The organism is Petrotoga sp. 9T1HF07.CasAA.8.2, from assembly GCF_002895585.1.
GTDB classification, from domain to species: domain Bacteria; phylum Thermotogota; class Thermotogae; order Petrotogales; family Petrotogaceae; genus Petrotoga; species Petrotoga mobilis.
Window position 1 is genome coordinate 34,999 of the sequence record NZ_AZRI01000010.1, and the last position, 22,733, is coordinate 57,731.

24 protein-coding genes and 1 other RNA gene are annotated in these 22,733 nt (G+C 34.7%); 13 read left to right on the top strand and 12 right to left on the bottom strand.

Translation table 11 applies throughout. The annotated features are described in order from the left end of the window. Window positions 1-326 precede the first annotated feature (326 nt). Genes lspA through X925_RS01650 form a run of 5 tightly spaced genes read left to right on the top strand, consistent with a single transcriptional unit; the run spans window position 327 to window position 6,268 of the window. Window positions 327-782, top strand: a complete 456-nt coding sequence (gene lspA, locus X925_RS01630) for a signal peptidase II (protein WP_121958944.1) — start codon at window positions 327-329, stop codon at window positions 780-782. After that, on the top strand, window positions 757-1,716 hold the full coding sequence (locus X925_RS01635; protein WP_121958945.1) for an RluA family pseudouridine synthase: 960 nt from the start codon (window positions 757-759) through the stop codon (window positions 1,714-1,716). The genes lspA and X925_RS01635 overlap by 26 nt, the downstream gene beginning before the upstream one ends. 15 nt (window positions 1,717-1,731) lie before the next feature. Next, window positions 1,732-4,140, top strand: a complete 2,409-nt coding sequence (gene dnaE, locus X925_RS01640; RefSeq protein ID WP_121958946.1) for a DNA polymerase III subunit alpha — start codon at window positions 1,732-1,734, stop codon at window positions 4,138-4,140. Between the two features lie 24 nt (window positions 4,141-4,164). Further along, a complete protein-coding gene (locus X925_RS01645) occupies window positions 4,165-5,226 on the top strand; it encodes a glycosyltransferase family 4 protein (protein WP_121958947.1) in 1,062 nt (353 codons plus the stop codon). Then, entirely contained in the window at window positions 5,213-6,268 is a 1,056-nt protein-coding gene (locus X925_RS01650) for a lysylphosphatidylglycerol synthase transmembrane domain-containing protein (protein WP_121958948.1), read from the top strand. Before X925_RS01645 ends, X925_RS01650 begins: the two co-directional genes overlap by 14 nt. Here the strand turns inward: X925_RS01650 and glpX are convergent. Beyond that, window positions 6,265-7,293, bottom strand: a complete 1,029-nt coding sequence (glpX, locus tag X925_RS01655; RefSeq protein ID WP_121958949.1) for a class II fructose-bisphosphatase — start codon at window positions 7,291-7,293, stop codon at window positions 6,265-6,267. The two genes, X925_RS01650 and glpX, sit on opposite strands and share 4 nt — an antisense overlap. 350 nt (window positions 7,294-7,643) lie before the next feature. Between glpX and X925_RS01660 the strand changes: the two genes are divergently transcribed. The 3 genes from X925_RS01660 to X925_RS01670 are packed head-to-tail and all read left to right on the top strand — an operon-like array spanning window position 7,644 to window position 10,330. Continuing rightward, window positions 7,644-9,062 (top strand): aminopeptidase, encoded by a 1,419-nt coding sequence (locus tag X925_RS01660; protein ID WP_121958950.1) that lies wholly within the window; start codon window positions 7,644-7,646, stop codon window positions 9,060-9,062. After that, the gene (locus X925_RS01665) at window positions 9,059-9,622 is read left to right on the top strand and encodes a hypothetical protein (RefSeq protein WP_012208569.1); all 564 of its coding nucleotides are present in this window, start codon (window positions 9,059-9,061) and stop codon (window positions 9,620-9,622) included. Before X925_RS01660 ends, X925_RS01665 begins: the two co-directional genes overlap by 4 nt. A gap of 3 nt (window positions 9,623-9,625) precedes the next feature. Then, window positions 9,626-10,330: a hypothetical protein gene (locus X925_RS01670; protein WP_121958951.1), complete on the top strand. Its 705-nt coding sequence runs from the start codon at window positions 9,626-9,628 to the stop codon at window positions 10,328-10,330. Between the two features lie 12 nt (window positions 10,331-10,342). On the opposite strand, the gene atpC is transcribed toward X925_RS01670, so the two are convergent. The 11 genes from atpC to X925_RS10390 form a co-directional block, all read right to left on the bottom strand. Continuing rightward, complete coding sequence (gene atpC, locus X925_RS01675; RefSeq protein ID WP_012208571.1) at window positions 10,343-10,741, bottom strand: ATP synthase F1 subunit epsilon; 399 nt, start codon at window positions 10,739-10,741, stop codon at window positions 10,343-10,345. Window positions 10,742-10,766: 25 nt separating this feature from the next. Beyond that, complete coding sequence (gene atpD, locus X925_RS01680) at window positions 10,767-12,170, bottom strand: F0F1 ATP synthase subunit beta (protein ID WP_121958952.1); 1,404 nt, start codon at window positions 12,168-12,170, stop codon at window positions 10,767-10,769. 11 nt (window positions 12,171-12,181) lie between these two features. Continuing rightward, window positions 12,182-13,009, bottom strand: a complete 828-nt coding sequence (atpG, locus tag X925_RS01685) for an ATP synthase F1 subunit gamma (RefSeq protein WP_121958953.1) — start codon at window positions 13,007-13,009, stop codon at window positions 12,182-12,184. 15 nt (window positions 13,010-13,024) lie between these two features. Further along, window positions 13,025-14,539: a F0F1 ATP synthase subunit alpha gene (atpA, locus tag X925_RS01690; protein ID WP_121958954.1), complete on the bottom strand. Its 1,515-nt coding sequence runs from the start codon at window positions 14,537-14,539 to the stop codon at window positions 13,025-13,027. After that, on the bottom strand, window positions 14,529-15,101 hold the full coding sequence (gene atpH, locus X925_RS01695; RefSeq protein ID WP_121958955.1) for an ATP synthase F1 subunit delta: 573 nt from the start codon (window positions 15,099-15,101) through the stop codon (window positions 14,529-14,531). Before atpH ends, atpA begins: the two co-directional genes overlap by 11 nt. Then, window positions 15,101-15,592 (bottom strand): F0F1 ATP synthase subunit B, encoded by a 492-nt coding sequence (gene atpF, locus X925_RS01700; protein ID WP_121514852.1) that lies wholly within the window; start codon window positions 15,590-15,592, stop codon window positions 15,101-15,103. The genes atpH and atpF overlap by 1 nt, the downstream gene beginning before the upstream one ends. 49 nt (window positions 15,593-15,641) lie before the next feature. Further along, on the bottom strand, window positions 15,642-15,932 hold the full coding sequence (locus tag X925_RS01705) for a F0F1 ATP synthase subunit C (protein ID WP_012208577.1): 291 nt from the start codon (window positions 15,930-15,932) through the stop codon (window positions 15,642-15,644). 45 nt (window positions 15,933-15,977) lie between these two features. Next, complete coding sequence (atpB, locus tag X925_RS01710; RefSeq protein WP_121958956.1) at window positions 15,978-16,796, bottom strand: F0F1 ATP synthase subunit A; 819 nt, start codon at window positions 16,794-16,796, stop codon at window positions 15,978-15,980. A 30-nt stretch (window positions 16,797-16,826) separates the two neighbouring features. Next, window positions 16,827-17,165 (bottom strand): hypothetical protein, encoded by a 339-nt coding sequence (locus X925_RS01715; protein ID WP_158245383.1) that lies wholly within the window; start codon window positions 17,163-17,165, stop codon window positions 16,827-16,829. Continuing rightward, a complete protein-coding gene (locus X925_RS01720; protein ID WP_121514855.1) occupies window positions 17,101-17,379 on the bottom strand; it encodes an AtpZ/AtpI family protein in 279 nt (92 codons plus the stop codon). Before X925_RS01720 ends, X925_RS01715 begins: the two co-directional genes overlap by 65 nt. A gap of 262 nt (window positions 17,380-17,641) precedes the next feature. After that, window positions 17,642-18,013 (bottom strand): protease complex subunit PrcB family protein, encoded by a 372-nt coding sequence (locus tag X925_RS10390; protein WP_121958958.1) that lies wholly within the window; start codon window positions 18,011-18,013, stop codon window positions 17,642-17,644. A gap of 397 nt (window positions 18,014-18,410) precedes the next feature. On the opposite strand from X925_RS10390, the gene X925_RS01730 reads away from it, so the two are divergent. The 5 genes from X925_RS01730 to rnpB all read left to right on the top strand — a co-directional run bounded on the left by X925_RS01730 (window position 18,411) and on the right by rnpB (window position 22,704). Beyond that, window positions 18,411-19,544 (top strand): RNA-guided endonuclease TnpB family protein, encoded by a 1,134-nt coding sequence (locus X925_RS01730; RefSeq protein WP_121958959.1) that lies wholly within the window; start codon window positions 18,411-18,413, stop codon window positions 19,542-19,544. A gap of 182 nt (window positions 19,545-19,726) precedes the next feature. After that, window positions 19,727-21,055 (top strand): amidohydrolase, encoded by a 1,329-nt coding sequence (locus tag X925_RS01735; protein ID WP_121958960.1) that lies wholly within the window; start codon window positions 19,727-19,729, stop codon window positions 21,053-21,055. Then, on the top strand, window positions 20,964-21,455 hold the full coding sequence (locus tag X925_RS01740) for a hypothetical protein (protein WP_121958961.1): 492 nt from the start codon (window positions 20,964-20,966) through the stop codon (window positions 21,453-21,455). The genes X925_RS01735 and X925_RS01740 overlap by 92 nt, the downstream gene beginning before the upstream one ends. Window positions 21,456-21,460: 5 nt before the next feature. Beyond that, window positions 21,461-22,375, top strand: a complete 915-nt coding sequence (locus tag X925_RS01745) for a TIGR01212 family radical SAM protein (RefSeq protein WP_121958962.1) — start codon at window positions 21,461-21,463, stop codon at window positions 22,373-22,375. Next, window positions 22,374-22,704: RNase P RNA component class A (rnpB, locus tag X925_RS01750), an RNA gene on the top strand. Before X925_RS01745 ends, rnpB begins: the two co-directional genes overlap by 2 nt. The last annotated feature ends 29 nt before the right edge of the window (window positions 22,705-22,733 follow it).

Below are 22,733 nucleotides of genomic sequence, written 5' to 3' on the forward strand. Positions count from 1 at the left end.
TACAGCCTTTAGGAACTCTAAAACCTGTGTTAGCGCCCCTTCGCCCCGCTCCCCACCCAGAAGGATGAAAAACTTTCAGCACCTTTGCCCTGCTACCCGCCCTCTAAGGATGAAGGAGTTTCAGCACTTTGGCCCCGCAGCCCGCGCATGTGGAAAAGACTTTTGTGCTCTTTACCCCGTAGCCCACCTATAAGAATGAAAGTGATTGAGTACCTTCGTCTAACAGTCCGGTTGATAAGATTTTTAACGGTAAAGTGACAATTTTTACCTCTAAAGTGTTATAATCAATATCAGCTATAATAAAGTGAAAAGGAAGGATTGAACAAATGAATTGGGTTATACCTATTATTATCTTTTTTGACCAATTAACTAAAAAACTTTCAGAAACGTTTCTTCTGGGAAAAAAAATTAAAATTGGATTTTTCCAATTGACTTACGTTGAAAACACAGGCATAGCTTTTGGACTTTTTAAAGATATGGCTTTGTTTCATGGAATCTTCTCTACACTAATAGTAATTTTTCTTTTTATCTTAAAAGAAAAATATAAAGAAAAATATAAGTTTTTTACTACGTCTTTTGACTTGGGTATCGCTTTTATTATAGGAGGAGCTTTAGGTAATATCTTTGATAGAATCAGGTTAGGATACGTTGTAGATATGATATATTGGCCAAACTTTTCTATATTCAACGTAGCTGATATATTCGTGACGTTTGGTGGTGTGATTTTATTATACCATTTTTTCAAAAGGAGCAAATATGAAAAAAAGAGTGTACAAAGTTGAAAAGGAAGATGAACAAAAGAGGCTTGATGTATACATCGCCCAAAAAATGCCCACCGAAATTTCTAGAAATCTCATTCAAAACGCCATAATTAAAGGACAAATTACCGTCAACGGGTCTCAAAAGAAACCTCATTACAAAGTTAAACAAGGGGAAGAAATTCAAATAGATTTTCATGAATTGGTAGAAGAAACTAAAGAAGAAAATATCCTACCAGAAAATATACCATTAAATATACTGTATGAAGATGAGGAATTAATCGTTATTAACAAACCTGCTGGATTGATAGTGCATCCAACACCGAGTATCAAAACCGGTACTTTGGTTAACGCTCTAATGTACCATGTAAAGGATCTTGATAAAACTATGCAAGATCCAAGCAGATTAGGAATTGTTCATAGGCTCGATAAAGAAACTTCTGGGGTGTTGGTCGTGGCAAAAAATGCTTATTCTCATAACTTACTTTCAAAAGAATTCAAAGAAAGAAAGACAATGAAATACTATTTAGCCCTAATAGAAGGAACGCTGAAAGAAAAAGAAGGGGAAATAGACCTACCCTTGGGGAGGCATCCTATTTTAAGGCATAAAAGGGCTGTTGTGTACAACGGAAGAGAAGCGATAACCGAATACAAAGTTTTAAAAGAATTTGGAGATCTTGCCACATTGGTTTGGATAAGGTTGAAAACAGGAAGGACACATCAAATCAGAGTGCATTTCAAATACATCGGTAATCCAGTAATTGGAGATTCTTTGTATGGAAAAAATAAAGTCGAAAAAGATCTTCAAATACCAGTAGATAGACAGATGCTTCATGCTTTGAAATTAGGCTTTTATCATCCAAAAAGTAACGAATGGATGGAATTTTTGGCCCCCTTACCCGAAGATTTTAAAAATCTATTGATCACTTTAACAAACCTAAAAAGACAAAATTCTTGATGGAGGGCCCTGCCATTGAAGATCTTAGGACCTGTGATAACTTCAAAAAGCATTGGCAAATCATATCTTCAGCTAAGGGACCTTTTCTCCATAGCAAAAAGATATGAGTACAATTGCATAGTTCTATCAGAACCGCACCCAAGATCATGGGTGAGTTTTATCGTTTATGCCCAAAAGTATAGAATTAAGCCAATAATATTATATGAAACTGCAAATGGTAAGTACTTATTGCAAACAAACAACGATATTAGATCAGCTATAATGCACTACAACGGATTAGGAAACAACTTAAGATTAAAAAAAATCGATTTTGAACTTCCCTATGTGAAGTACCCAACTGACGTTTTAAAAGATATATTTAAAGATGAAGAATCTCTTTGCATCAAAGATAGTTTAAAATATCAAAATGAACTATCTATTTTCTCAAATATAGAAACTTATTACAATATAGGAAACTATAGATTTGATGAATACAAAGTCACTGACTATAATCTAACAGATACTATTTCACAAAAAGACCTAACCCTCGAAGAAAAAAGACGACTATCCTACGAGCTGGACATCATAAAAAAGCTAAACGTAGAAAATTATATTTTAACGGTTAAAAAAATCGTTGACACCGCTAAAAAAAATGGCATTTCTGTTGGACCTGGGAGAGGCTCCGCTGTAGGTTCTTTCTTAGTTTATAAATTAGGAATAACTAAGGTGAATCCTATAGACTACGGTCTCCTCTTTGAAAGATTTCTAAACGAATACAGGCATGAATTACCTGATATAGATCTGGATATCGACGCGGAAAGAAGAGTTGATCTAATAAAGGCATTGCAAAAAGAATTTGGAGAAAACAAGATCTCTCAAATCAGGACCTACTCAACCATGAAAATTAAATCTGCTTTAAAAAAGGCAGAAGAATTACTTGGATACAATTTAGAATCCAAAATAAACGCTCCAATAAGAAGCAAAGAGAACATTGATAAATTTAAATCTTTATCACAAAAAGAGAAAACCTTTTTTTATGTGGCTTATTATCTTGAAGGAATAGAAGTGGCAGAGTCTGTTCATGCAGCGGGTTTGATAATCTCCCAAAATGACCTTAGAACCTTTTCTCCTGTGGAAAAAAAGGAAGTACCTATAATAGAATGGGAAATGTCTGATTTAAAATATTTAGGAGTGGAAAAGTTTGACATTTTAGCTTTGGACACATTGACCTTCTTAAAAAGATTACAGATAAAAGAAAAGTACCGAGAGCTTAACGATTCAAAAACTTTCCATTACCTATCTAAAGGTTTGACAAAAGGCATCTTCCAATTGGACTCAAAATTAGGGCAAAAATTAGCCCAAAGAATAAAACCCAAAAATTTTGAAGAGCTTATCTTACTATTAGCCATCAACAGACCCGGACCCCTTGAATCTGGGATGATAGATCAATACGTTAATGATGACTCACCAGAATATTTGAAAAAAATCTTCCCCGAGACAAAGGGAGTTTTAGTTTACCAAGAACAGATAATGAAAATCGCTCAAATCTTAGGAGAATTTTCTCCACAAGAATCAGATTTATTGAGAAAAGCAGTATCTAAAAAAGAGAAAGACAAAATTACAACCTTCAAAAACAAATTTATTACCAACGTCTCGAAAAAGATAGACGAAAAAGAAGCAACTTTATTGTTTTCTCAGATAGAAAACTTTGCTCAGTATGCCTTTAATAAATCTCATGCGGTAGCTTACGCTCACCTCACATACTGGTTATCAGAAAAAAAATTTAAAGATCCTTCCAATTTCTTCTTAGAATATGTTAAAATAAAAGGCGTTGATGTCGATGTAATAAATGAAGCATCAGTTTTAGGTGTGAAAATAAAGTTGCCAGACATTAGATATCCATTTGGTTTGGCAAGTGAAACAGAGCTAATACTACCTTTGTATATAATTAAAGGAATAGGTAAAAATGTTTCTCAGATATTTGAAGAAGCGAAACTCTTAAGCTTAGAAAATTTTTTTAATTTCATAATAAACAAAAATATCAACAGAAATATTGTGGAATTAATAATCAAATCAGGCGCATTAGATTATTTTAACAACAACCGTAAAAATCTACTAAGAGAAACCACTCAGCGAGTGAAGGGAAAAGTTCAACAGTTAGAAGATATAAAAAGTACGTTATTTGGAGAGAGAGAACAAAAATCAACTAAAAAGGTTGAAACAACCTTACAAGATTTAGCCCAGTACGAAATAGAAAGTATAGGATTTCCATTGAGTTTAATGTCCCAAAAAGGGTTATCTAACACGTTGATAGATAAATATCTTTATAAGCAAAAGGTTTACCTTGATGGTTATGTCTACAGAGATTTTATAGTCGATAACTCTGCTATGATTAATTCAAAAGTTTATAACAAAAACCTAAAAAGACTTATTAAATACATTTAAATTCCAATTTTGAGAAGGGAAAATATGAAAATCGATATTCTATCAATAGCTGAGAAATACCCTGGTCAGGGGGTGTATTCTGCCACATCGGATCACAAATACATCTTAAAAAAATACAGTGATTACACTATATATGAGAACAAAATTTTAGGAAATTACGATGTTTTACATATTCATACTCTCAACATAAAAAGCTTCTTTTCGTTGTTAAAGAATAAGAAAAATTCTTTTTGTGTGATTTCTGCTCACATAGTTCCTAATTCGTTGAAAGGGAGTATAAAATTCAACAAGCTATGGTTACCTTTTTTCAATAGGTATTTAAAATATTTCTATAACTCTTCTGATTGCATTTTAGCAGTCAGTGAAGAGACCAAAAATGAATTGATTAAGGATCTCAAGATAAATCCTAATAAAATTGTGATCTTTAGAAACTTTGTTATAAAAGAATTGTTTCTCACAAAACCCGAGGAAAAAGACACTCAAAAATCTTATTTAAGAAAAAAATATGGGTATAATGACGATGATTTCATAATTTTGGGTGCCGGACAGATTCAACCTAGAAAAGGTATAACAGATTTCGTGGAAACCGCTAAAAGATTAAAGAACATGAAGTTCATTTGGGCTGGGGGAATGCCCTTTAAACATTTAACAGAGCATTATGATGAAATGAACAAGTTGATAAAGAAGGCTCCTAATAATGTAAATTTTACTGGAACTATAAATAGAGAAAAAATGATCGATTATTATTCTTTATCGGATATTTTCTTCTTTCCTTCCTTTCATGAAACCTTTGGCTTGGTTGTAATTGAAGCAGCTGGAAGTGGTTTACCTTTAGTGCTTAGAGATTTACCAGTTTACAAACAAATATTTTCTCCTAACTATTTATCTGGTAATTCAATAGAAGATTTTGTTGAGATAATCAAAAAACTTAATATTAACAAAGAGTTGTACGCTGAATACGAGAAAAAATCTTACCAATTATTTGAAAATTATAGTGATGAAAAGGCCTTTATAAAATTAAAAAATATCTATGAAGAAGGTATAAAACAAAAAATCCATACAGGAGGAAAAAATGTCCGAGGATAAAGGCAAAGAACATGAAAGCACACTTAGTAGAAAAAAAATAATCATTAATCTAATCGTAGTTTTAATTATTGGTTTGGTCATCAACATCGTGATCTCATTTTTTGCAGATTTCCAAGAAACCTTCGATACTCTTAAAACTGTCAATCTATTTTTTATTGTGAAGGTATTTATAGTTTTTTCTATGGCTTATTTGATCGATTTAATCAGATTGTACATAGTAACCTTAAGTTTTCACAAAAAAATAAAGTTTAAGGATGCCATTTATAACACTGTTTCATTCTATTTTATGTCAAATATCACCCCAATGGCCAGTGGTGGTCAACCGTATCAAATATACCATCTTACAAAATTAGGAATAGAATCCACTTTGGCTACAAATATAGTGTTGTCTAGGCTTGTAGAAAATTTACTGTTTTCTTCTGCCGTTATCTTAATTTTCATAAGAAGAGTAATGAGTATTTTAGGCAGAATAGGGACTGGAAAATATATACTTATTATTGGTATTATGGCCGCTTTAGGGTTCTCTGCTTTGTTAATTTTACTATTTTTAAACCCAAAATTGATATATAAGTTGTTTAATTTTTTACTAAAGATATTTCCATTAAAAAACAAATCGAAATTTGAACAAAGATTACAAAAATTAGAAAATTGGTTGGAAGAGCTAAAGTTAAGTATCAAAACGCTATGGATCGAAAAGGCACATATAGTCACAATAGACTTTATACTTGGAGGTTTCATCGTTTTTTTTCATTCTTTAGGTTTGCACATTACACTATCATCAATTACGTCAGGAAGTTACAGCATTCTTGAAGTATTCATACTTTTTATAATAATGAACTTTGTCGTCTATTACATACCTACCCCAGGGTCCTCAGGTGGGGTAGAAGCATTGTATGGTATCGTTCTTGCCAGTTTCATGCCTGGAAGATTCGTTTCTACTACTGTACTGTTGTGGAGATTTGCAACTTATTATTTACAAATAGCCTTTGAAGGGGTAATCTTACTTATGACAAGGACAAAAGAAAAAAGATTTTCAACTTAATTAATATACTCATTCCTCAAATCGATTAATCTTTTATCATCTTCCAAAGATTTCAACCTTATAGTTTTATTTTTTAAATTATGCATAGACTCTATTTTTCTTACGGTTGCACTCTTACTTCTCATCGTAAGTGTATGAGTGTAAGCAAAACCTTTTACAAATTTAACCCCTTTTAAAAGATCTCCATCGGTTATACCCGTAGCAGAAAATATTACATCTTCCCCACCAACTATTTCATCGGTATAAAAGATCTTTTCAAGGTCCCAACCTTTTTCCTTGATCGATTGTTCTTCAATTCTATCTCTTGTCCATAATTTCATTTGAATTTCTCCACCTAACGTTTTTAAAGCAGCAGCCGAAAGTATCCCTTCAAGAGTTCCTCCAATACCAATATAGATATCCACCCCACTATCGGGAACCGCGGTGGCTATGGCAGCTGTAATATCTCCATCACTTATTAATTTTATTCGTGAACCAGCTTCTTTAATCTCTTCTATAATTTCTTCATGCCTTTGTCTATTCAAAATAACAAAGGTTAATTCCGTTGGTGCAATTCCCAAAACCTCGCTCGCGATTTTTATATTCTCTTTAATAGGTTTTCTCAAATCCAATTTACCTTTTAATTCACGACCTACAGCAAGTTTCAAAGAATAAAAAGTCGGCAGTATTTTAATACCTCCCGACACGGTGGCGGCAACACAACTTATGGCATTTGGAAGACCGAAAGCAGCTAATTTCACACCGTCTATAGCATCAACAGCTAAATCCATTTCAGAAGTGTTATCTTGCCAACTACCCACTTTTTCACCAACGTACAACATATTTGAATTTTCTTTATCGTATTTACTCATTACTATATTCCCTTTAAAGTCTATGTAATCAAACATACCTCTCATAGCATCAATGGAACTATGCTTAATCATTTCCAGATTGCCACAACCCAAGTATAAACTACTCATCAAAGCCGATGCTTCTGTAACCCTTACAAAATCCATAGTCAACTCTGGATAAATCTTCTTTTCCATAAAAACCCCTCCTCACAAAATTTTGTTATTATCTTTAGGAATTTCAAAACTATAGATGGCGCCCTTCCCCCGCTCCCCACCCATAAGGATTAAGAAGTTTTCACTCTTTCGCCCTGCAACTTTATCTTTCTTTAGCGTTTCTATTATAATATTTTTATACTTTTTAAACAAATAATAAAATTGAAGAAAATTAAAGTTTAAACATCGTAATCAATTCTATTTCGAAATATTTCTTCCTAATCATTTATAAACGGATTATTTGAGTATTCATAAATCGAAACTTCATAAAAAATTATTTAACTGTGCTTATTTTCAAAAAAATATGGTAAAATTTTATTGGAGGTGATCTAATGGACCTAACAGAGTTAGAAAAAAGTTTAACTTTTCAAAAGAAAAGTGTATGGAGCAAAAGAAGCAAAGAAGATATCGATAGGTATACTTCACAGTACAAGGATTTTATCAACTTTTCTAAAACTGAAAGAAAGGCAGCTACATACTCAGTGGAGCTCCTTGAAAAAAACGGTTTCAAACCTCTTTCTCATTACGTGAACTTAGGAAAGATAGAGAAAGGGGATAAAGTTTACTTTGTAAACAGAGACAAAGCGGTATTTGCGTTCAAGTACAACAATCCTTTGAAGGATGGTATCAACATAGTAGGTGCCCACATAGATTCACCAAGGTTTGATTTGAAACCCGAGCCAATAGTGGAAGATGAGAATATTGCAATGGCAAAGACTCATTATTATGGTGGAGTGAAGAAGTATCACTGGTTCAACATACCGCTTGAATTACATGGCGTAGTAATAAAAAGCGATGGAAGTAAAATAGAGGTTTCCATAGGTCAAGACGAAAACGATCCCGTATTTGTGATATCAGATTTACTGCCACATCTCGATAGAGATTTGGCTAATAAAAAGGTTTCGGAAGCATTTGAAGCAGAAAAAATGAATTTGCTAATTGGTACTACTGCTATTTCCTACGATGAAACCGATAAGATTAAAAATCCAGTTAAGTTAAATATCTTGAAGATTTTGAACGATAAATATGGAATCGTAGAAGAAGACTTAGTTAGTGCTGAATTGGAAATCGTTCCTGCCCTTCCTGCTAGAGATGTAGGATTGGATAAAAGCCTTTTAGCTTCCTACGGACACGACGATAGAGTCTGTGCCTACACAGGATTGACCGCTTTAATCGATGCTCAGACCTCTGTAAAAAACCCGGCAGTTTTACTAGTCGACAAAGAAGAAATAGGTAGCGACGGAAATACAGGAGCAAAAAATCATTTCTGGATCTACGTTTTGAAGAAAATTGCCGCTTTAGCAAAAGAAGAAGAACTACTTCAAAACATAGAAGAAATACTTACAAATTCCACTCTGCTTTCAGCCGATGTATCAGCTGCTGTAGATCCAAACTACAAAGAAGCTCACGATCTATCCAACGCTCCAAAACTTGGTTATGGTATAACTCTTATGAAATACACAGGTTCAGGAGGCAAAGGAAGAACAAACGATGCAAATGCTGAATTAGTAGGAAAAGTTAGAAACCTTTTCAACAAAGAAGGCATATCTTGGCAAATAGGAGAACTGGGAAAGGTAGACAGAGGCGGAGGAGGAACCATAGCCCTTTTCTTTTCTGAAAAAGGTTTAGACGTTTTGGATGCCGGCGTGCCGCTTTTGGGGATGCACTCTCCGTATGAAGTGGCATCAAAAGCGGATATATACGAAACTTATTTGGCATATAAAACTTTTTACGAAAAGTTTGGAAAATGAGAATTTTTGTAGGAAACTCAGCTAATGCAATGGAATTTTTTGATTTTGATTTAATATTATCCACCTCAGGTTGGTCTTTAAACGACCAATCTGAGGTTATTGCTATCAATAACAAAGAGTATGTAGAATGTTATATAAACAGGAACAAAACATACTTAAACAAGGATAATAGGTTCATCACAGAAAAAGATGTTTTATTATCTTTTGGGTTTACCAACGATGCTCTAAATTTTGAATTTTATTTCTTGAATCTTTTGTATCAAGTGGATTTAATCGTTCTATCTTTGAACTTCTCTGAAAATTTAGAAAGAAAAGTACTCCTGCATATTCAGTCTAATTTGAGAATTGTAAAAATACCGGCGATAATTATCAACACGTCGAAAAACGAATCTACGGTGTCCTACATCGTTCCCAATTACAAAAACGAATTCGTGATCAAAAACGCTATTTATTTCACACTTGATTTTAAAAAGAGTAAAAATTATATGTACTCTTTTGGAAAGTATTTATCGGATTTGAAAGAAACAATTCACACCTATGATGTCAAGGTGTTGAGGTAAAAAATGAGATCACAACATCTGTTCTTAAAGTTACGTTATAATTTTCTTAAAAAAGAATTATTTGAGTCTTTAAAAATGATTGAAGAACCCAAAAGTTATAATAAGAACAGCTTAGGTATATACGTAATAAAAAAATTGAAACCAAAAAGCATAATAAAACAGCTTGCTGAAGGTATTAACCAAGGTTTTTATATCTTTTTTTTCTCCTCTAACAAAAACATCCACTACCGCAAATTACACTTGATTTCTGAAATTGTCAATATTTATGGAATTCATTTGATTCTATTTCTAAAAAACGATATTCTCAAACTTTTCAACAATCAAGTTATCTTCATAAACCAGGAAAGAAGTTTAACTCATAGATTATTCTCAATAAACTCTTATAAAATCTCTTTTATCCTTCCAGAAGAAATGATAAATCCCGCTGTTATAACAACTTTGAAGATTCAAGAAGTTGACTTAGTATTCAGCAAAAGTTCTGTGGCTGGCAACAATCAAGACTTAGCTAATAATTTGCTTGCATATGTTCTAACAGATCAAAAAATATTTTCCCCTTCTATTCTAGAGGAAGAAAGAACCTCATTGAAAGAAAGGGAAAAAGTTTGGCTCAATTTAAGTTATTTAAAGGCTATCAAAGATAATTATTTAGAAAAAAATTACAACGATTTGCAAAGGATAAAAACAAAAATAGACCTAATTCAAAGATAATTAAAAAGCCATTTACTTTCTCTTTGACATATTGACCCTCAAAAGATTCTTCTCAATTCTTGTTTGTAATTTTATTTTTTTAAATTGATCTTCCGTTGCTTTAATCTGTTCTTGGGCACTTTCCATAGCTTTCCTTGCGGCTTCAACATCTATATCTTCCGATCTTTCAGCAGCGGTGGTAACAATGGTCATTTCCTCCCCCGTCATCTCCAAAATACCACCATGGATGGCGAAACTCTCAACTGAGTTATCTGCTTTTTTTATTGATACGGGGGCGATTCTCAAAGAAGTCACTATTGGCAACCTTTGAGTTAAGGTTCCCATAGACCCCTCTTTTGTTTTAAATTCTACATACTGAACGTCTTCTTCATACTTTACCCCTTCTGGGGTAACAACTTTGAATTTAAATATTTATACCACCTGCCTTACAAACACTTCATTCATTCATTTTTTTCGCTTTCTCTACGGCTTCTTCTATCGTACCCACCATGTAAAAGGCGCTTTCAGGTAAATCATCATGCTTCCCTTCAAGTATTTCTTTAAAGCCTTTGATAGTATCTTCTACATTAACATACTTACCCGAATAATTTGTAAACCTTTCTGCAACAAAGAAAGGCTGAGTTAAGAATCTTTGAATTCTTCTGGCTCTATTCACTATCTGTCTATCTTCTTCTGATAATTCTTCTATACCCAAAATCGCTATTATATCTTGTAAATCTTCATACCTTTGCAAAACTTCTTTGACTTCTCTTGCAACCGAGTAATGATCTTGGCCAACTACATTGGGATCCAACATCTTTGATGTGGAATCTAATGGATCAACTGCGGGATAAAGTCCCAATTCTGACTGTCTCCTTGAAAGGTTTATATTTGCGTCCAAATGGGCAAAAGTAGTGGCAGGTGCGGGATCCGTGAAATCGTCCGCAGGAACATAAATAGCCTGAACAGAGGTAATAGATCCATCTTTTGTGGATGTTATTCTCTCTTGCAACTGTCCCATATCCGATGCCAATGTTGGCTGGTATCCTACAGCAGAGGGCATTCTTCCTAATAAAGCCGACACCTCTGATCCTGCTTGTACAAACCTAAATATATTATCTATGAAAAGTAAGACGTCTTTTTTTTGCCTATCTCTAAAGTATTCTGAGATAGTTAACGCGGTTAGAGGAACTCTGAACCTCGCCCCAGGGGGTTCATTCATCTGACCAAACACCAACGCCGTGCTATCAATAACCCCTGTCTCTTGCATTTCCAGCCAAAGGTCGTTACCTTCCCTGGTTCTTTCACCTACACCTGCAAATACAGAGATCCCTTGGTGTTCTTTAGCTATATTTCTTATAAGTTCCATAACAAGAACGGTCTTACCTACTCCAGCTCCACCGAAGAATCCTATTTTCCCGCCTCTGGGGAATGGAGCCAAAAGATCTATACATTTAATACCCGTCTCTAAAATCTCAATCGATGTATCTTGTTCATTTAACGATGGAGGGTCCCTGTGGATTGGCCAGTATTCTTCCCCTTCAACCTCTCCTTTTTCATCGATAGGTTTCCCCAAAAGGTTGACCATCCTTCCCAACGTGGTATCTCCAACGGGAACTTTTATTGGCTCTAGCGTGTTGATAACCTCTTGACCTCTTCTTATACCATCGGTAGAATCCATCGCAACACATCTAGCTGTATCGTCTCCGATTAATTGCTCAACTTCAAGTATTAATTCTTCACCTGAGTACTCGTTTTTTACTTTTAGAGCATCGTAAACGTTAGGTAGCTGGCCTTCGGGAAATTTCACATCGACGACAGGTCCAATAACAGATATTATTTTACCCTTTTGATCTTGCATCGAATTACCTCCTATTGCATATTCGCCCCATTAACAATCTCTATCAATTCTTGGGTAATAGAGGCTTGTCTTTGCTTGTTGTATTCAAGGTTCAACTCTTCTATTAAATCATGCGCGTTATCTGTGGCGTTTTTCATTGCGTTCTGGCGAGCATGAAGTTCACTCAACTTGGTTTCAAATAAAAATAGATACATTTTAGAGAGAAGATACTGATATGCAGCATCTTCAAACACTTTCTCTTCCTCGGGTTCGTATTCGTATCTGGCATCTATTTCAAATTTATCTTTTGTTATTGGAAGTAGATCATAAGTTTTCGGTAACTGTATCAAGGCATTTTTTAACTCTCCATACACAACTTTCACCTTGCTAATGCCTTTATTTTCCATAATTTGAAAAATAATGTCCAGCAAATACTCCGCATGATCAACCTTTGGAATGTCGAATAAATTTATCTCTTTTTCCAAGACTGTTTCACTCTTTAAACCTGAATAGCCCTTTGCACCCAATGCAAAGTATCCTTTAAAATCTTCCAGCTTAGATTTCACCCTTAAAGCTTCTTTAACTAGATCAGATGGAAAAGAGCCAGCTAAACCCATGTCTGGGGTGATCACAAAGATTAAAGAACCTTCACTATTTTGAGTGTATAAGCTTTCTTCAACAAAGGGAACTTTTTTTAGAATTCTTTCTGCGTAATTAGAATAATCTTTTACACCTTTCCATTGCCTTTGTATTTTGTTGAGCCTTGCAGCAGCAACCATCTGCATAGCTCTTGTTATTTGCATAGTAGATTCTGTAGAGGCGATCCTTCTTTTAATGGCTCTTAAATTACCACGACTCATTTAAAATCACCCCAATCATCTAAACACATTCAAAAATTTTGAGATTGCTTCATTCAGCTCTTTCTTTATCTCATCTGCTATGTCTTTGCTCTCTCTTATCTTATTTAAGGTATCCCTATAATTTTCTTTAAGATAGGCTAAAAATTGTCTTTCAAAATCACTTATTCTATCTGTAGGGATTTGATCCAAATAACCTTCATTGGCAGCATGAATAACAGCAACTTGTTCTTCCATCTCCATTGGTGAATACTGTGGTTGCTTCATCAATTCAGTGAGCTTTTCTCCTTTTGTTAGCTGTTTCTTTGTTGCCTCATCAAGATCAGCAGCAAACTGAGTGAAGGATTCTAACTCTCTGTACTGTGCTAAGTCTAATTTTAAAGATCCAGCTACCCTTTTCATCGCCTTCGTCTGGGCATCTCCACCGACCCTTGAAACAGATAAACCTATGTTAACAGCAGGTCTTATCCCTGCGTTAAACAACCCTGTTTCTAAATAGATCTGGCCATCCGTTATTGAAATAACGTTGGTAGGAATATATGCAGAAATATCGTTCGCCTGTGTCTCGATTATTGGTAAAGCTGTCAAAGATCCATTTCCATAGTTTTCGTTCAACCTAGACGCCCTTTCCAACAATCTGGAATGCAAATAAAAAATATCTCCGGGATAAGCTTCCCTTCCTGGCGGCCTTCTAAGTAAAAGTGATATCTCCCTGTAAGCAGCGGCATGTTTGGTTAGATCATCATAAATTACCAACGCATCCTTACCATTAAACATAAAATATTCTCCAATTGCTGCACCAGCGTAAGGAGCTATATACTGTAAAGAGGCAGGATCTGAAGCATCTGCTGCCACTACTACAGTGTAGTCCATTGCACCATACTTCTCTAAATTATCGATAGTTCTTGCTAAACCTGATGACTTTTGCCCAATCGAAACATAAATACAAAAAACATTTTTCCCTTTCTGGTTTATAATTGTATCAGTAGCTATAGCGGTTTTACCAGTTTGTCTATCTCCGATTATAAGCTCTCTTTGACCTCTTCCTATAGGGATCAAGGCATCCAACACTTTCAACCCAGTTTGAAGAGGTGTATCAACGGGTTTTCTAGTTACAACACCCATTGCCTTTCTTTCAATTGGATAAAAATCATCGGTGTTTATTTCACCCTTTCCATCCAATGGCATACCTAAAGGATTAACAACTCTACCTAGCAACTTTTCACCAACGGGTACTTCTATTATTCTGTTGGTTCTTACTAATTTGTCTCCTTCTTTTATTCCTTTGTAATCTCCCAAGGTGATAATACCAACGTTATCTTCTTCTAGATTCATAGCTATACCGTAGATCTTTTCACCTTCAGATGTCTCTATTTCAACCAATTCGTTGGTCATAACATCCTTCAAACCGTAAGCCCTAACGATACCATCGCTTACCTGCATTACCCATCCTATTTCTTTTATCTCTCCACTTTCATAACTTTTAATACGTTCTTCTATTACTTTCGTTAACTCATCTGGATTAACTCTCAAATATTTCACCTCCACTAACTGGGGCATAGGCAGATTGAATGTCCTCTAAAAATCCTTTTACGGAGTAATCAAAAAACTTATCTCCAATGTACAACTGTAATCCACCTATAAGATCTTCATTGAATTGCGTTCTTAACTTTATTTTTCTTCCTGTTTTATTTTGAATAGCTTGTTTAACCTGATTTATAATCGTATTACTTACTTCATTAGGAAGCACAAGCCTCACTTCTACAACTTTTTCTCTCTCTAAACTCTCTTGATATAAAATATGAGACATAAAAGGAATCAAATTTTGACGTCTTTTATCCACTAAAACTTCCAAAAATTGAACAAAAACAGTATCATCAAATTCTGAGACATCTTTCATTCGTGAAACTATATGTTTTGGCGGAATCAACGGGCTATAAACCATGTCTCTAAGAGATTCGCTACTTTCGAGAGCTTTTTTTAACCTTTGAAACGCTTCTACATATTCATCTAATCTTGAAATTTCACCTTTCTCTTCCAAAGTACCCAAAAGGGCTTGGGCATACTTTGAAGCCAAAAAATAAGAAGCTTTCATCACAATTCCCCTTTGTCTTTCAAACTGTTTATAGCCCTTCTTATCAACTCTTCATTCTTCTTTTTATCGATCTGCTCCTTCAATATCATAGAAGAAATCGTAACAGCCAGAGAAACAATTCTCGATTGCAGTTCTCTTGCTGCACTTTCTTTAATCTCTTCAGCCTCTTTTTCTGCTTTGTCTAAAATAAGTTTCCTTTGCTCTTGAGCCTCTCCTTGAGCAGCCTTGATTATAGATTTAGCTTGCTCATCGGCTTCAGATAAAATTTCACGCCTTTTTTCATCTGCTTCAGATAGTTGTTTATCCAGCTCTTCTTTCTTTAATTGGGCTTCTAATCTTAATTTTTCAGCCTCATTCAAATTCTTCTCTACTTCTTTTTTTCTTTTATCTGTCATATCAAAATATGGTTTGTACAACAACCTGTACATAAGAAACATGAAAGCCAAAAAACCTACTAAATTAACTATGGAAGTTAAGTTAAAAGATATCATACAATCACCTCTTGGGGGAAAAACTAATAATTCTCAACAAAATAGATACTCATGGAAGAACAAACAACAAAATCAAGGCAACAACCAAAGAATAAAGGCCCGTTGACTCTGTAACCGCCATTGCCAATAACATCCTCGTTGTTAAATTCCCGCTCATCTCTGGTTGTCTTGCCATAGCGTCCATTGCATGAGCTCCAATGTTACCTTCTCCAACACCAGGACCTATAGCTCCTATTCCCATTGCAACTCCTGCTCCCAATAACTTTCCTAAATAATATAAACCCCATCCAATGGAACCACCTTCAGTAACTAAATTTTGAAGCATTGTAGCTAAATCCATCTTTTTCTCCTCCTTAAACTAGTTTTTTTGATTTGATAAGTTTTTTTATTCCAGCAATGATCCAATATACGCAATAGTTAACAAAGAAAAAACAAAAGCCTGAATTAGACCAATAAACCAACCAAAAAAACCCCACAAGAACACAGGTAAAACGAAATATTTCAACATATAACTAATAATCAACACCAATATCCCACCACCCATGACGTTGCCAAATAACCTCAAAGAATGAGAAATTGGTTTAGCTATTTCACTGATTATATTGATAGGAAACAACAATGGATTGGGTTCAAAGAAAGATTTAAGCCATTTAAGTACGCCTTTAGACCTTGCAGCAAAAAAGTGGCTAACCACTAGAACCATCAAGGCATACGTAAGATTTACATTTAAATCAGAGGTAGGTGTGTACCACGTATCCGTGAACAACTGCACATTCAATCCATTTTCAACTGGTACAACGTTTATTCCAGGCATCCCACCAAGAACGTTTGAAACACTTATATACAGAAAAAAACTCATAGCTATTACAAAAGTTTGTCTCCGATACTTAGGGTTGGGCACAGAATCTTCCACCATCTCCCAAAAATAGTCAAAAAAGGTTTCTACAGCAGCTTGTAACCTTCCAGGAATCCTCTCAAAATGTATACTCCGGGCAACTAAAATCAACAGAAACATAACAGCAAAAGACATTATCAACGTCATTGGGTTCAACTGACCAAAGAACCCACCATCACCAAAATAAACAATCCATCTATCCCCAACACCCTCTAAACTCATATCGAAAACAAAAAAGTTAATTACCCCCAAAACTATATAAGCGGCAAAAAGAAAGATGGTAAATTTCTTCAATCTATCGTTCGTCAAAAGAACACCTCCTCCAACTACCTACCAAAATTATTTATACGATAAAAATGGAACTATCTTCAAATTTATTAAACCGACAAAAGCCAACAAAAGGGCATAAGCTGAATTAAAGGCAGCGATTCCCAATATCACTCCATACAAAAGGTATCTCATAAAAAAACCAGGTAAGATCTTTTTAGGCTTTGAACCAACCGTAATTTTTTTAATCTCTTCTGCAAGCGAATAAAAACCTATAACTGCTCCAATTCCTCCCCATAACACCCAAAGAGCTTCTAAAGAAAAGAACAAAGAAAGAACTAAGGTTTCAACCAGAATTAACGTTATTGTTTTCATTTCTATCTCTTTCAGCTTTTTTTTCAGCTCTTTCATGTTTCTCTACCTCTTTCAAAAGCTCCCTTATACCCGAATACAATCCTGAAATTATCCCTAAAAACATCAACAAGACCATCCATATCTGCTGGTCGGTAAACCTGTATATTAAATATCCTATCAAAAGACCAACAAATATATTTGACAGAACTATTACAGCAAAATAAATGATCATATTCAAATAACCAAGTGAACGTAGATCGTGTTTTTTCACAATTAAGCCTCCAAAAAACAACCATAAACAATTATACTATTTATTTGCCAAAATTTCAATTATTTTTAAAATACCTTTGGGGGGTGCTGGGCAAACTCAACTTCTTTTTCTTTTTGGGTGGGTAATGGAGCAAAATTAACTCCTTTTTCCTTATGGGCGGGCTGCGGGGCGAAGGGGCGCTATAACAACAAGAGAAGAGACAACCAATTTGGTCGTCTCTCAATTTTTTAAAATATAAAACCTCGATATTTCTTTAAAAATATTAATTAGAAAATGTAAAACTCTCTCTTAACAACAATGGTTCACCATTCTTCTGTTCAATAGTTACAACCACTTCCCAATCTCCTACATCCAAAACTTCGTTAATTTCTACCGCTATTGAAGGATACGTAAACGCTTGTGTGACCATCTCTCCTTTAGCTGGTACCTTTAAAAACAAATCTATAAAAATTTGAAAGTTATCTTTGTTTATACTGATATTATTCAAAGAAAGATCGTACCCTCCAGTTTTTCTTTCACCTGCACTAATACAAACAACAAAAGGAATATTAACCCTACATAATAAAACTTTTTCATAATATTGCCTCTCCCCAATTTCGACGTTATCTATATTATCTTTAAAACTGACCTCAATCTTTTAATATTTATTTTCTTAAAACTTACAAAAATCTAGTACAGCTAATTTAGGAGAAAAATAGGCTTTTTTCTTTAATAATATCATTATATCACCTACAATCCAACACGAAAGTTTTACATTTTCATTGTTTTTTTATTGTAATTTTTAATGAAGCTTGAATTATTCGTTTTACTTGGTTTTATACTTTTTTCTTTTAAAAATCAACTCATAAACGATATTTTATAAAATTCGTGGAAGAAAACCATTGAGTCTTTAGCTTAATGGATGAATTCCACCATTGTCCTTTTCAAAATATTAATCCTTACGAGCTTGAATCAAAAAAATGTTGTTAATTATATGTATGTATGGTACAATTGTATTATATCATAGAGTTTTCGAATTAAGGTGATTGAATATGTTAAAAACATACAAGTTTCGTATATATCCATCAAACGAACAAATAGAGAAACTTAATCAGCATTTTGGACATACTCGATTTGTATACAATCTTTTTCTAGAATTCTCCAGTAATGCATACAAGAATACCAAAACATCAACTAACTATTATATGTGGGCTAAAGTGCTTACAGCTCTTAAAAAAACTGAGAAGTATCAATGGCTAAACGATGCCAATTCTCAATCTCTACAACAGTCCATAAAGAACTTAGAAACTGGATTCAAACGTTTCTTCAAGAAACAAGCTAAGCATCCTAAATTTAAAAAGAAATCTAGTAGACAATCTTTTAGAGTTCCACAACATATACAACTGTACGAAAATGAGAGTAATGGTAAATACGGAATTCTTTTCGTACCAAAGTTTAAAGAAGGTATCAAAGTAAGAGTACATAGAAAAATAGATCCAAATGCAAAGATAAAAAATTGTACTTTCATTAAAACTTCAACAGGTAAGTATTTTGTATCTATAACATTTGAAGTCGAAGGTTCTTACCCCGAAAGATATATAGACTATGAGAACTCAATTGGTATGGATATGGGATTGAAAGATTCTGTTGTATTATCCGATGGAACAAAGTATCCAGCTCCTAAAGTTTTGTCTAAGTACGAAAGGAAATTAAAACACGCATATAAAAAGTTTTCAAGCAAAGAACAAGGTTCTAAGAATTGGGACAAAGCAAAATTAGAAGTTGCTAGAATACATGAGAAAATAAAAAATACACGAGAGGATTTTCTGCATAAACTAACAAAAGAAATCAGTGAGAACCAAGCTGATTTCTTCATTGTAGAAACTCTCAATATAAGAGGTATGTTAAAGAATCATCACTTAGCTAAAAGTATCTCAGATTCAGGATGGTATCAATTCAAAACGTTCCTAAAATACAAAGCAGAGAGACTAGGTAAGAAAGTAATTGAGATAGGAATGTTCGAACCTTCGTCTAAGGTTTGTAGTGTATGTGGGTATAAGAACGAAGGTTTAAAACTTTCTGATAGAGAATGGATATGTCCTGAATGTGGAACTAAACATGATAGAGATATAAACGCTGCCGTTAATATTAGGCAGTTTGGATTAAAACAGCGAGTCACTGTATAAACTGACTCTACCCCAGGAACTGGGGGAAGTAAAGCCTTTGGAGACTGTGTAAGACGGGCATCCTTAGATCCCTTCTAGGGTGTTTTTCCGCAATGGTTGATGAATTAGGAAGCTATTGAATCTTTAGCTCAATGGTAGTTCACAGTATAATATCAATGAAAACAACCAAAGGAGTTGTGGATATGCCTAAAAAGCTTTTGAAGAACGCGTATGTTTTGATAAGTGCGGATGACGATGTAGAAAAATTTGATATATTAATAGACGGTGATGAGATCGAAGATTTACTTGCACCAGGTGATTCAAACGAGGTGGATTTGGGAGATGTGGACGAGTACGATCTAACTGGTAAGTTGATCGTCCCTGGATTTATTAACACCCACAGCCATTCAGTAATGTCTTATTTTAGAGGTATTGCCGATGATTTATCACTTAACGATTGGTTGTTCAAAGAGATGCTGCCGAGAGAGGACTTTTTGGAAAGTGAAATGTCTTACTATGGTGCTTTAGTTTCTATGTTAGAGATGATTTCCAACGGAATAACAACTTTTGTTGATATGTATATGTTTACGGATGAGATAGCCAAGGCTGCATACGATTTAGGGATTCGTGCATATATCTCAAGAGGGCTTTCTTTTGATACAGACGAGGGTTGGAATAGAAGGATAAAAGAAAATATCGAAACGTATGAAAAATACAATGGATTGGATAATAGAATTTATATAGGCTTTGGACCTCATGCCCCATACACTGTTCCAATGGATAAATTGAAAGAAGTAGCGAAAATTGCAAAAAAGTATAACACTCACATTCAAATTCATCTGTTAGAATCTGCAAATGAAAGAAAGCAGTACAATCTTTTAGATGTTGAGAATACAGGTTTATTCGATCTTCCCACGATTGCGGCGCACTGTGTACATGTGGATGAAAAAGATATAGAGGTTCTTTCGAGAAACGAAGTGAATGTAGCTTATAACCCGATTAGTAATATGAAGTTGGGCAATGGGATAGCTCCCATAGTGGATATGCTCGATAAGAATATAAACATAACCTTTGGTACGGATGGTTGTGCTAGCAACAACTCTTTGAATTTTTTCAACGAGATGAAGTTTGGAGGCATATTGCAGAAATACAAGTACGGTCCTGATAGATTTTCAGTAGAACAGATTTTAAGGATGAGCTGGGAGAACGGAGGTTTTGCCTTAGAAACAAATATCGGAAGGTTAGAACCTGAGTTCAAAGCGGATTTGGTTATTTTAGATATGGATTCCTTTGAGTTTTTACCTAATGATTTATCAAGGTTAAAGTCTCATATCGTTTATTCTGCAAATCCTAAGAACGTTTTCGCAACGATGGTAGCTGGCAAATTCTTATACTACAATGGAGAATTTTTAACTTTAAAAGAAGAAAAGGAGCAAATTTATGAGAAATTCCACAATTTTTACCAAAGAATCGAAGATAAGTATAATAATAGCGATCATTCTGATAGCCATAACGACGATAGGGATATCTAAACCCATCGATGATTACATAGAGTTTTCTCCTACAGGCTATGAGGAGATAAGTAGGATAGTCACCAGAAATGGGACGATAATAAACACAACGGTCCCAGATACTGGCGAACATTTGGAGATGAACTTCAAAAAGAATGGAGGTTTGTACGAAGTTCACATTGTTCATTTCGAGAATCCATTCGCTTTGTTGAATTTTTGGTATACCTTTGTTAGTGATTATTCTGATGGCTTAGCCGCTGCTTTTTCGGCTATTCCTTTTATATATGGCGAGTACAACGATGAGTATATGAAGATGCAAATCAGTGCATGGTATAGGGGAGTAAACAACTTATTTTTTGTCATTTATGGTCCAAAAAGAAGCGTTATAAACGACTTGAAACTTCAATTGAATAGATGGTGATGTAGTTGGATTTGTATAATAGGTTGAGTGAGTATTTTAAGAATAGATACGGTGAAAGGGTGCAAAGGTTACCAATCAATGCAGGATTTACTTGCCCAAATAAAACAGGCGAGAGAGGTAAGGGTGGATGTATTTATTGTGATCTAACGGGGAGCGGTTTTGCAGCCTTTAAACCCAAGGTGAGTATTAAAGAACAGGTTAAAGACATGATTAATAGATACGAGAAAAAAGCTAATAAATTCCTAGCTTACTTTCAAGCAAACACCAATACCTACGCCCCTGTTGATGAGTTGAAAGAAAAGTATAATAGTAGTTTGATAGACGATAGAATAGTAGGTTTGGATGTATCGACCCGTCCTGATTGTGTTCCAGATAATGTGATAGCGCTTTTAAAAACTTTCAAAGATAAAGTTGATGTTTACATTGAACTTGGTGTTGAGAGCACTAACCCCAATACGTTAAAGTATATGAACAGAGGGCATTCTTTGGCAGAGGTTATAGATTCTGTTACCAGGTTAAAGAAAGCTGGATTAGAGGTTATTCTGCATTATATAATAGATTTTCCTTGTGATACATTAGAAGATGTGAAAGAGATGGCTAAAGTTAGTTCAGCGTTGAAGGTTGACGGTGTAAAATTGCATTCTTTGTATATCGTTGAAAATACAAAGCTTGCGGATTTGTATAAAAGTGGGGAGTTTGTGCCTTTGACGTTGGATGATTTTGTAGAAAGGGCGATTACTTTCTTGGAATATTTGGATCCAAAGATTGTGATTCATAGGCTCGTTGCCGATCCTCCAAAAATTGGCACGTTACATGGAAATTGGGGAATTTCTAAAATAAAGATTTTAAACTTAATTGAAGATACGATGAGAGAAAGGGATTCCTATCAGGGAAAATTTTTTAATTATTTGAATAATTGAAGTAGGACGGTTGATCGCGAGTAGGCATACTTGGGCCTATTTTGAGGAAAGTCCGGACTCTAAGGGCAAGATACTGGTTAACAACCAGAGGGAGTGATCCCTGAATAGGGCCATAGAAAAGAAAACCGCCGAAAGGCAAGGGTGGAACGGTGAGGTAAGAGCTCACCAGTGTCAGAGCGATCTGGCAGCTTGGTAACCTCTATCTTGAGCAAGGTCAAACAAGAAGGCCAGAGGTTGCCCGCCGAGAGACTTTAGTGTCCGCCTTCTGGGTAGACCGCGTAGATTAATGGTCAACTTTACAGAATCCGGCTTATAGTCCTACTGATATATTTAACAATGACGCCCTTGCTGGGCGTCA

Coding starts and splice junctions, on each gene's coding strand:
- lspA (WP_121958944.1), top strand. CDS start 327: ATGAATTGGGTTATACCTATTATTATCTTTTTTGACCAATTAACTAAA.
- X925_RS01635 (WP_121958945.1), top strand. CDS start 757: ATGAAAAAAAGAGTGTACAAAGTTGAAAAGGAAGATGAACAAAAGAGG.
- X925_RS01645 (WP_121958947.1), top strand. CDS start 4,165: ATGAAAATCGATATTCTATCAATAGCTGAGAAATACCCTGGTCAGGGG.
- X925_RS01650 (WP_121958948.1), top strand. CDS start 5,213: ATGTCCGAGGATAAAGGCAAAGAACATGAAAGCACACTTAGTAGAAAA.
- glpX (WP_121958949.1), bottom strand. CDS start 7,293: ATGGAAAAGAAGATTTATCCAGAGTTGACTATGGATTTTGTAAGGGTT.
- X925_RS01660 (WP_121958950.1), top strand. CDS start 7,644: ATGGACCTAACAGAGTTAGAAAAAAGTTTAACTTTTCAAAAGAAAAGT.
- X925_RS01665 (WP_012208569.1), top strand. CDS start 9,059: ATGAGAATTTTTGTAGGAAACTCAGCTAATGCAATGGAATTTTTTGAT.
- X925_RS01670 (WP_121958951.1), top strand. CDS start 9,626: ATGAGATCACAACATCTGTTCTTAAAGTTACGTTATAATTTTCTTAAA.
- atpD (WP_121958952.1), bottom strand. CDS start 12,170: ATGCAAGATCAAAAGGGTAAAATAATATCTGTTATTGGACCTGTCGTC.
- atpG (WP_121958953.1), bottom strand. CDS start 13,009: ATGAGTCGTGGTAATTTAAGAGCCATTAAAAGAAGGATCGCCTCTACA.
- atpH (WP_121958955.1), bottom strand. CDS start 15,101: ATGAAAGCTTCTTATTTTTTGGCTTCAAAGTATGCCCAAGCCCTTTTG.
- atpF (WP_121514852.1), bottom strand. CDS start 15,592: ATGATATCTTTTAACTTAACTTCCATAGTTAATTTAGTAGGTTTTTTG.
- X925_RS01705 (WP_012208577.1), bottom strand. CDS start 15,932: ATGGATTTAGCTACAATGCTTCAAAATTTAGTTACTGAAGGTGGTTCC.
- X925_RS01715 (WP_158245383.1), bottom strand. CDS start 17,165: ATGAAAGAGCTGAAAAAAAAGCTGAAAGAGATAGAAATGAAAACAATA.
- X925_RS01730 (WP_121958959.1), top strand. CDS start 18,411: ATGTTAAAAACATACAAGTTTCGTATATATCCATCAAACGAACAAATA.
- X925_RS01735 (WP_121958960.1), top strand. CDS start 19,727: ATGCCTAAAAAGCTTTTGAAGAACGCGTATGTTTTGATAAGTGCGGAT.
- X925_RS01740 (WP_121958961.1), top strand. CDS start 20,964: ATGAGAAATTCCACAATTTTTACCAAAGAATCGAAGATAAGTATAATA.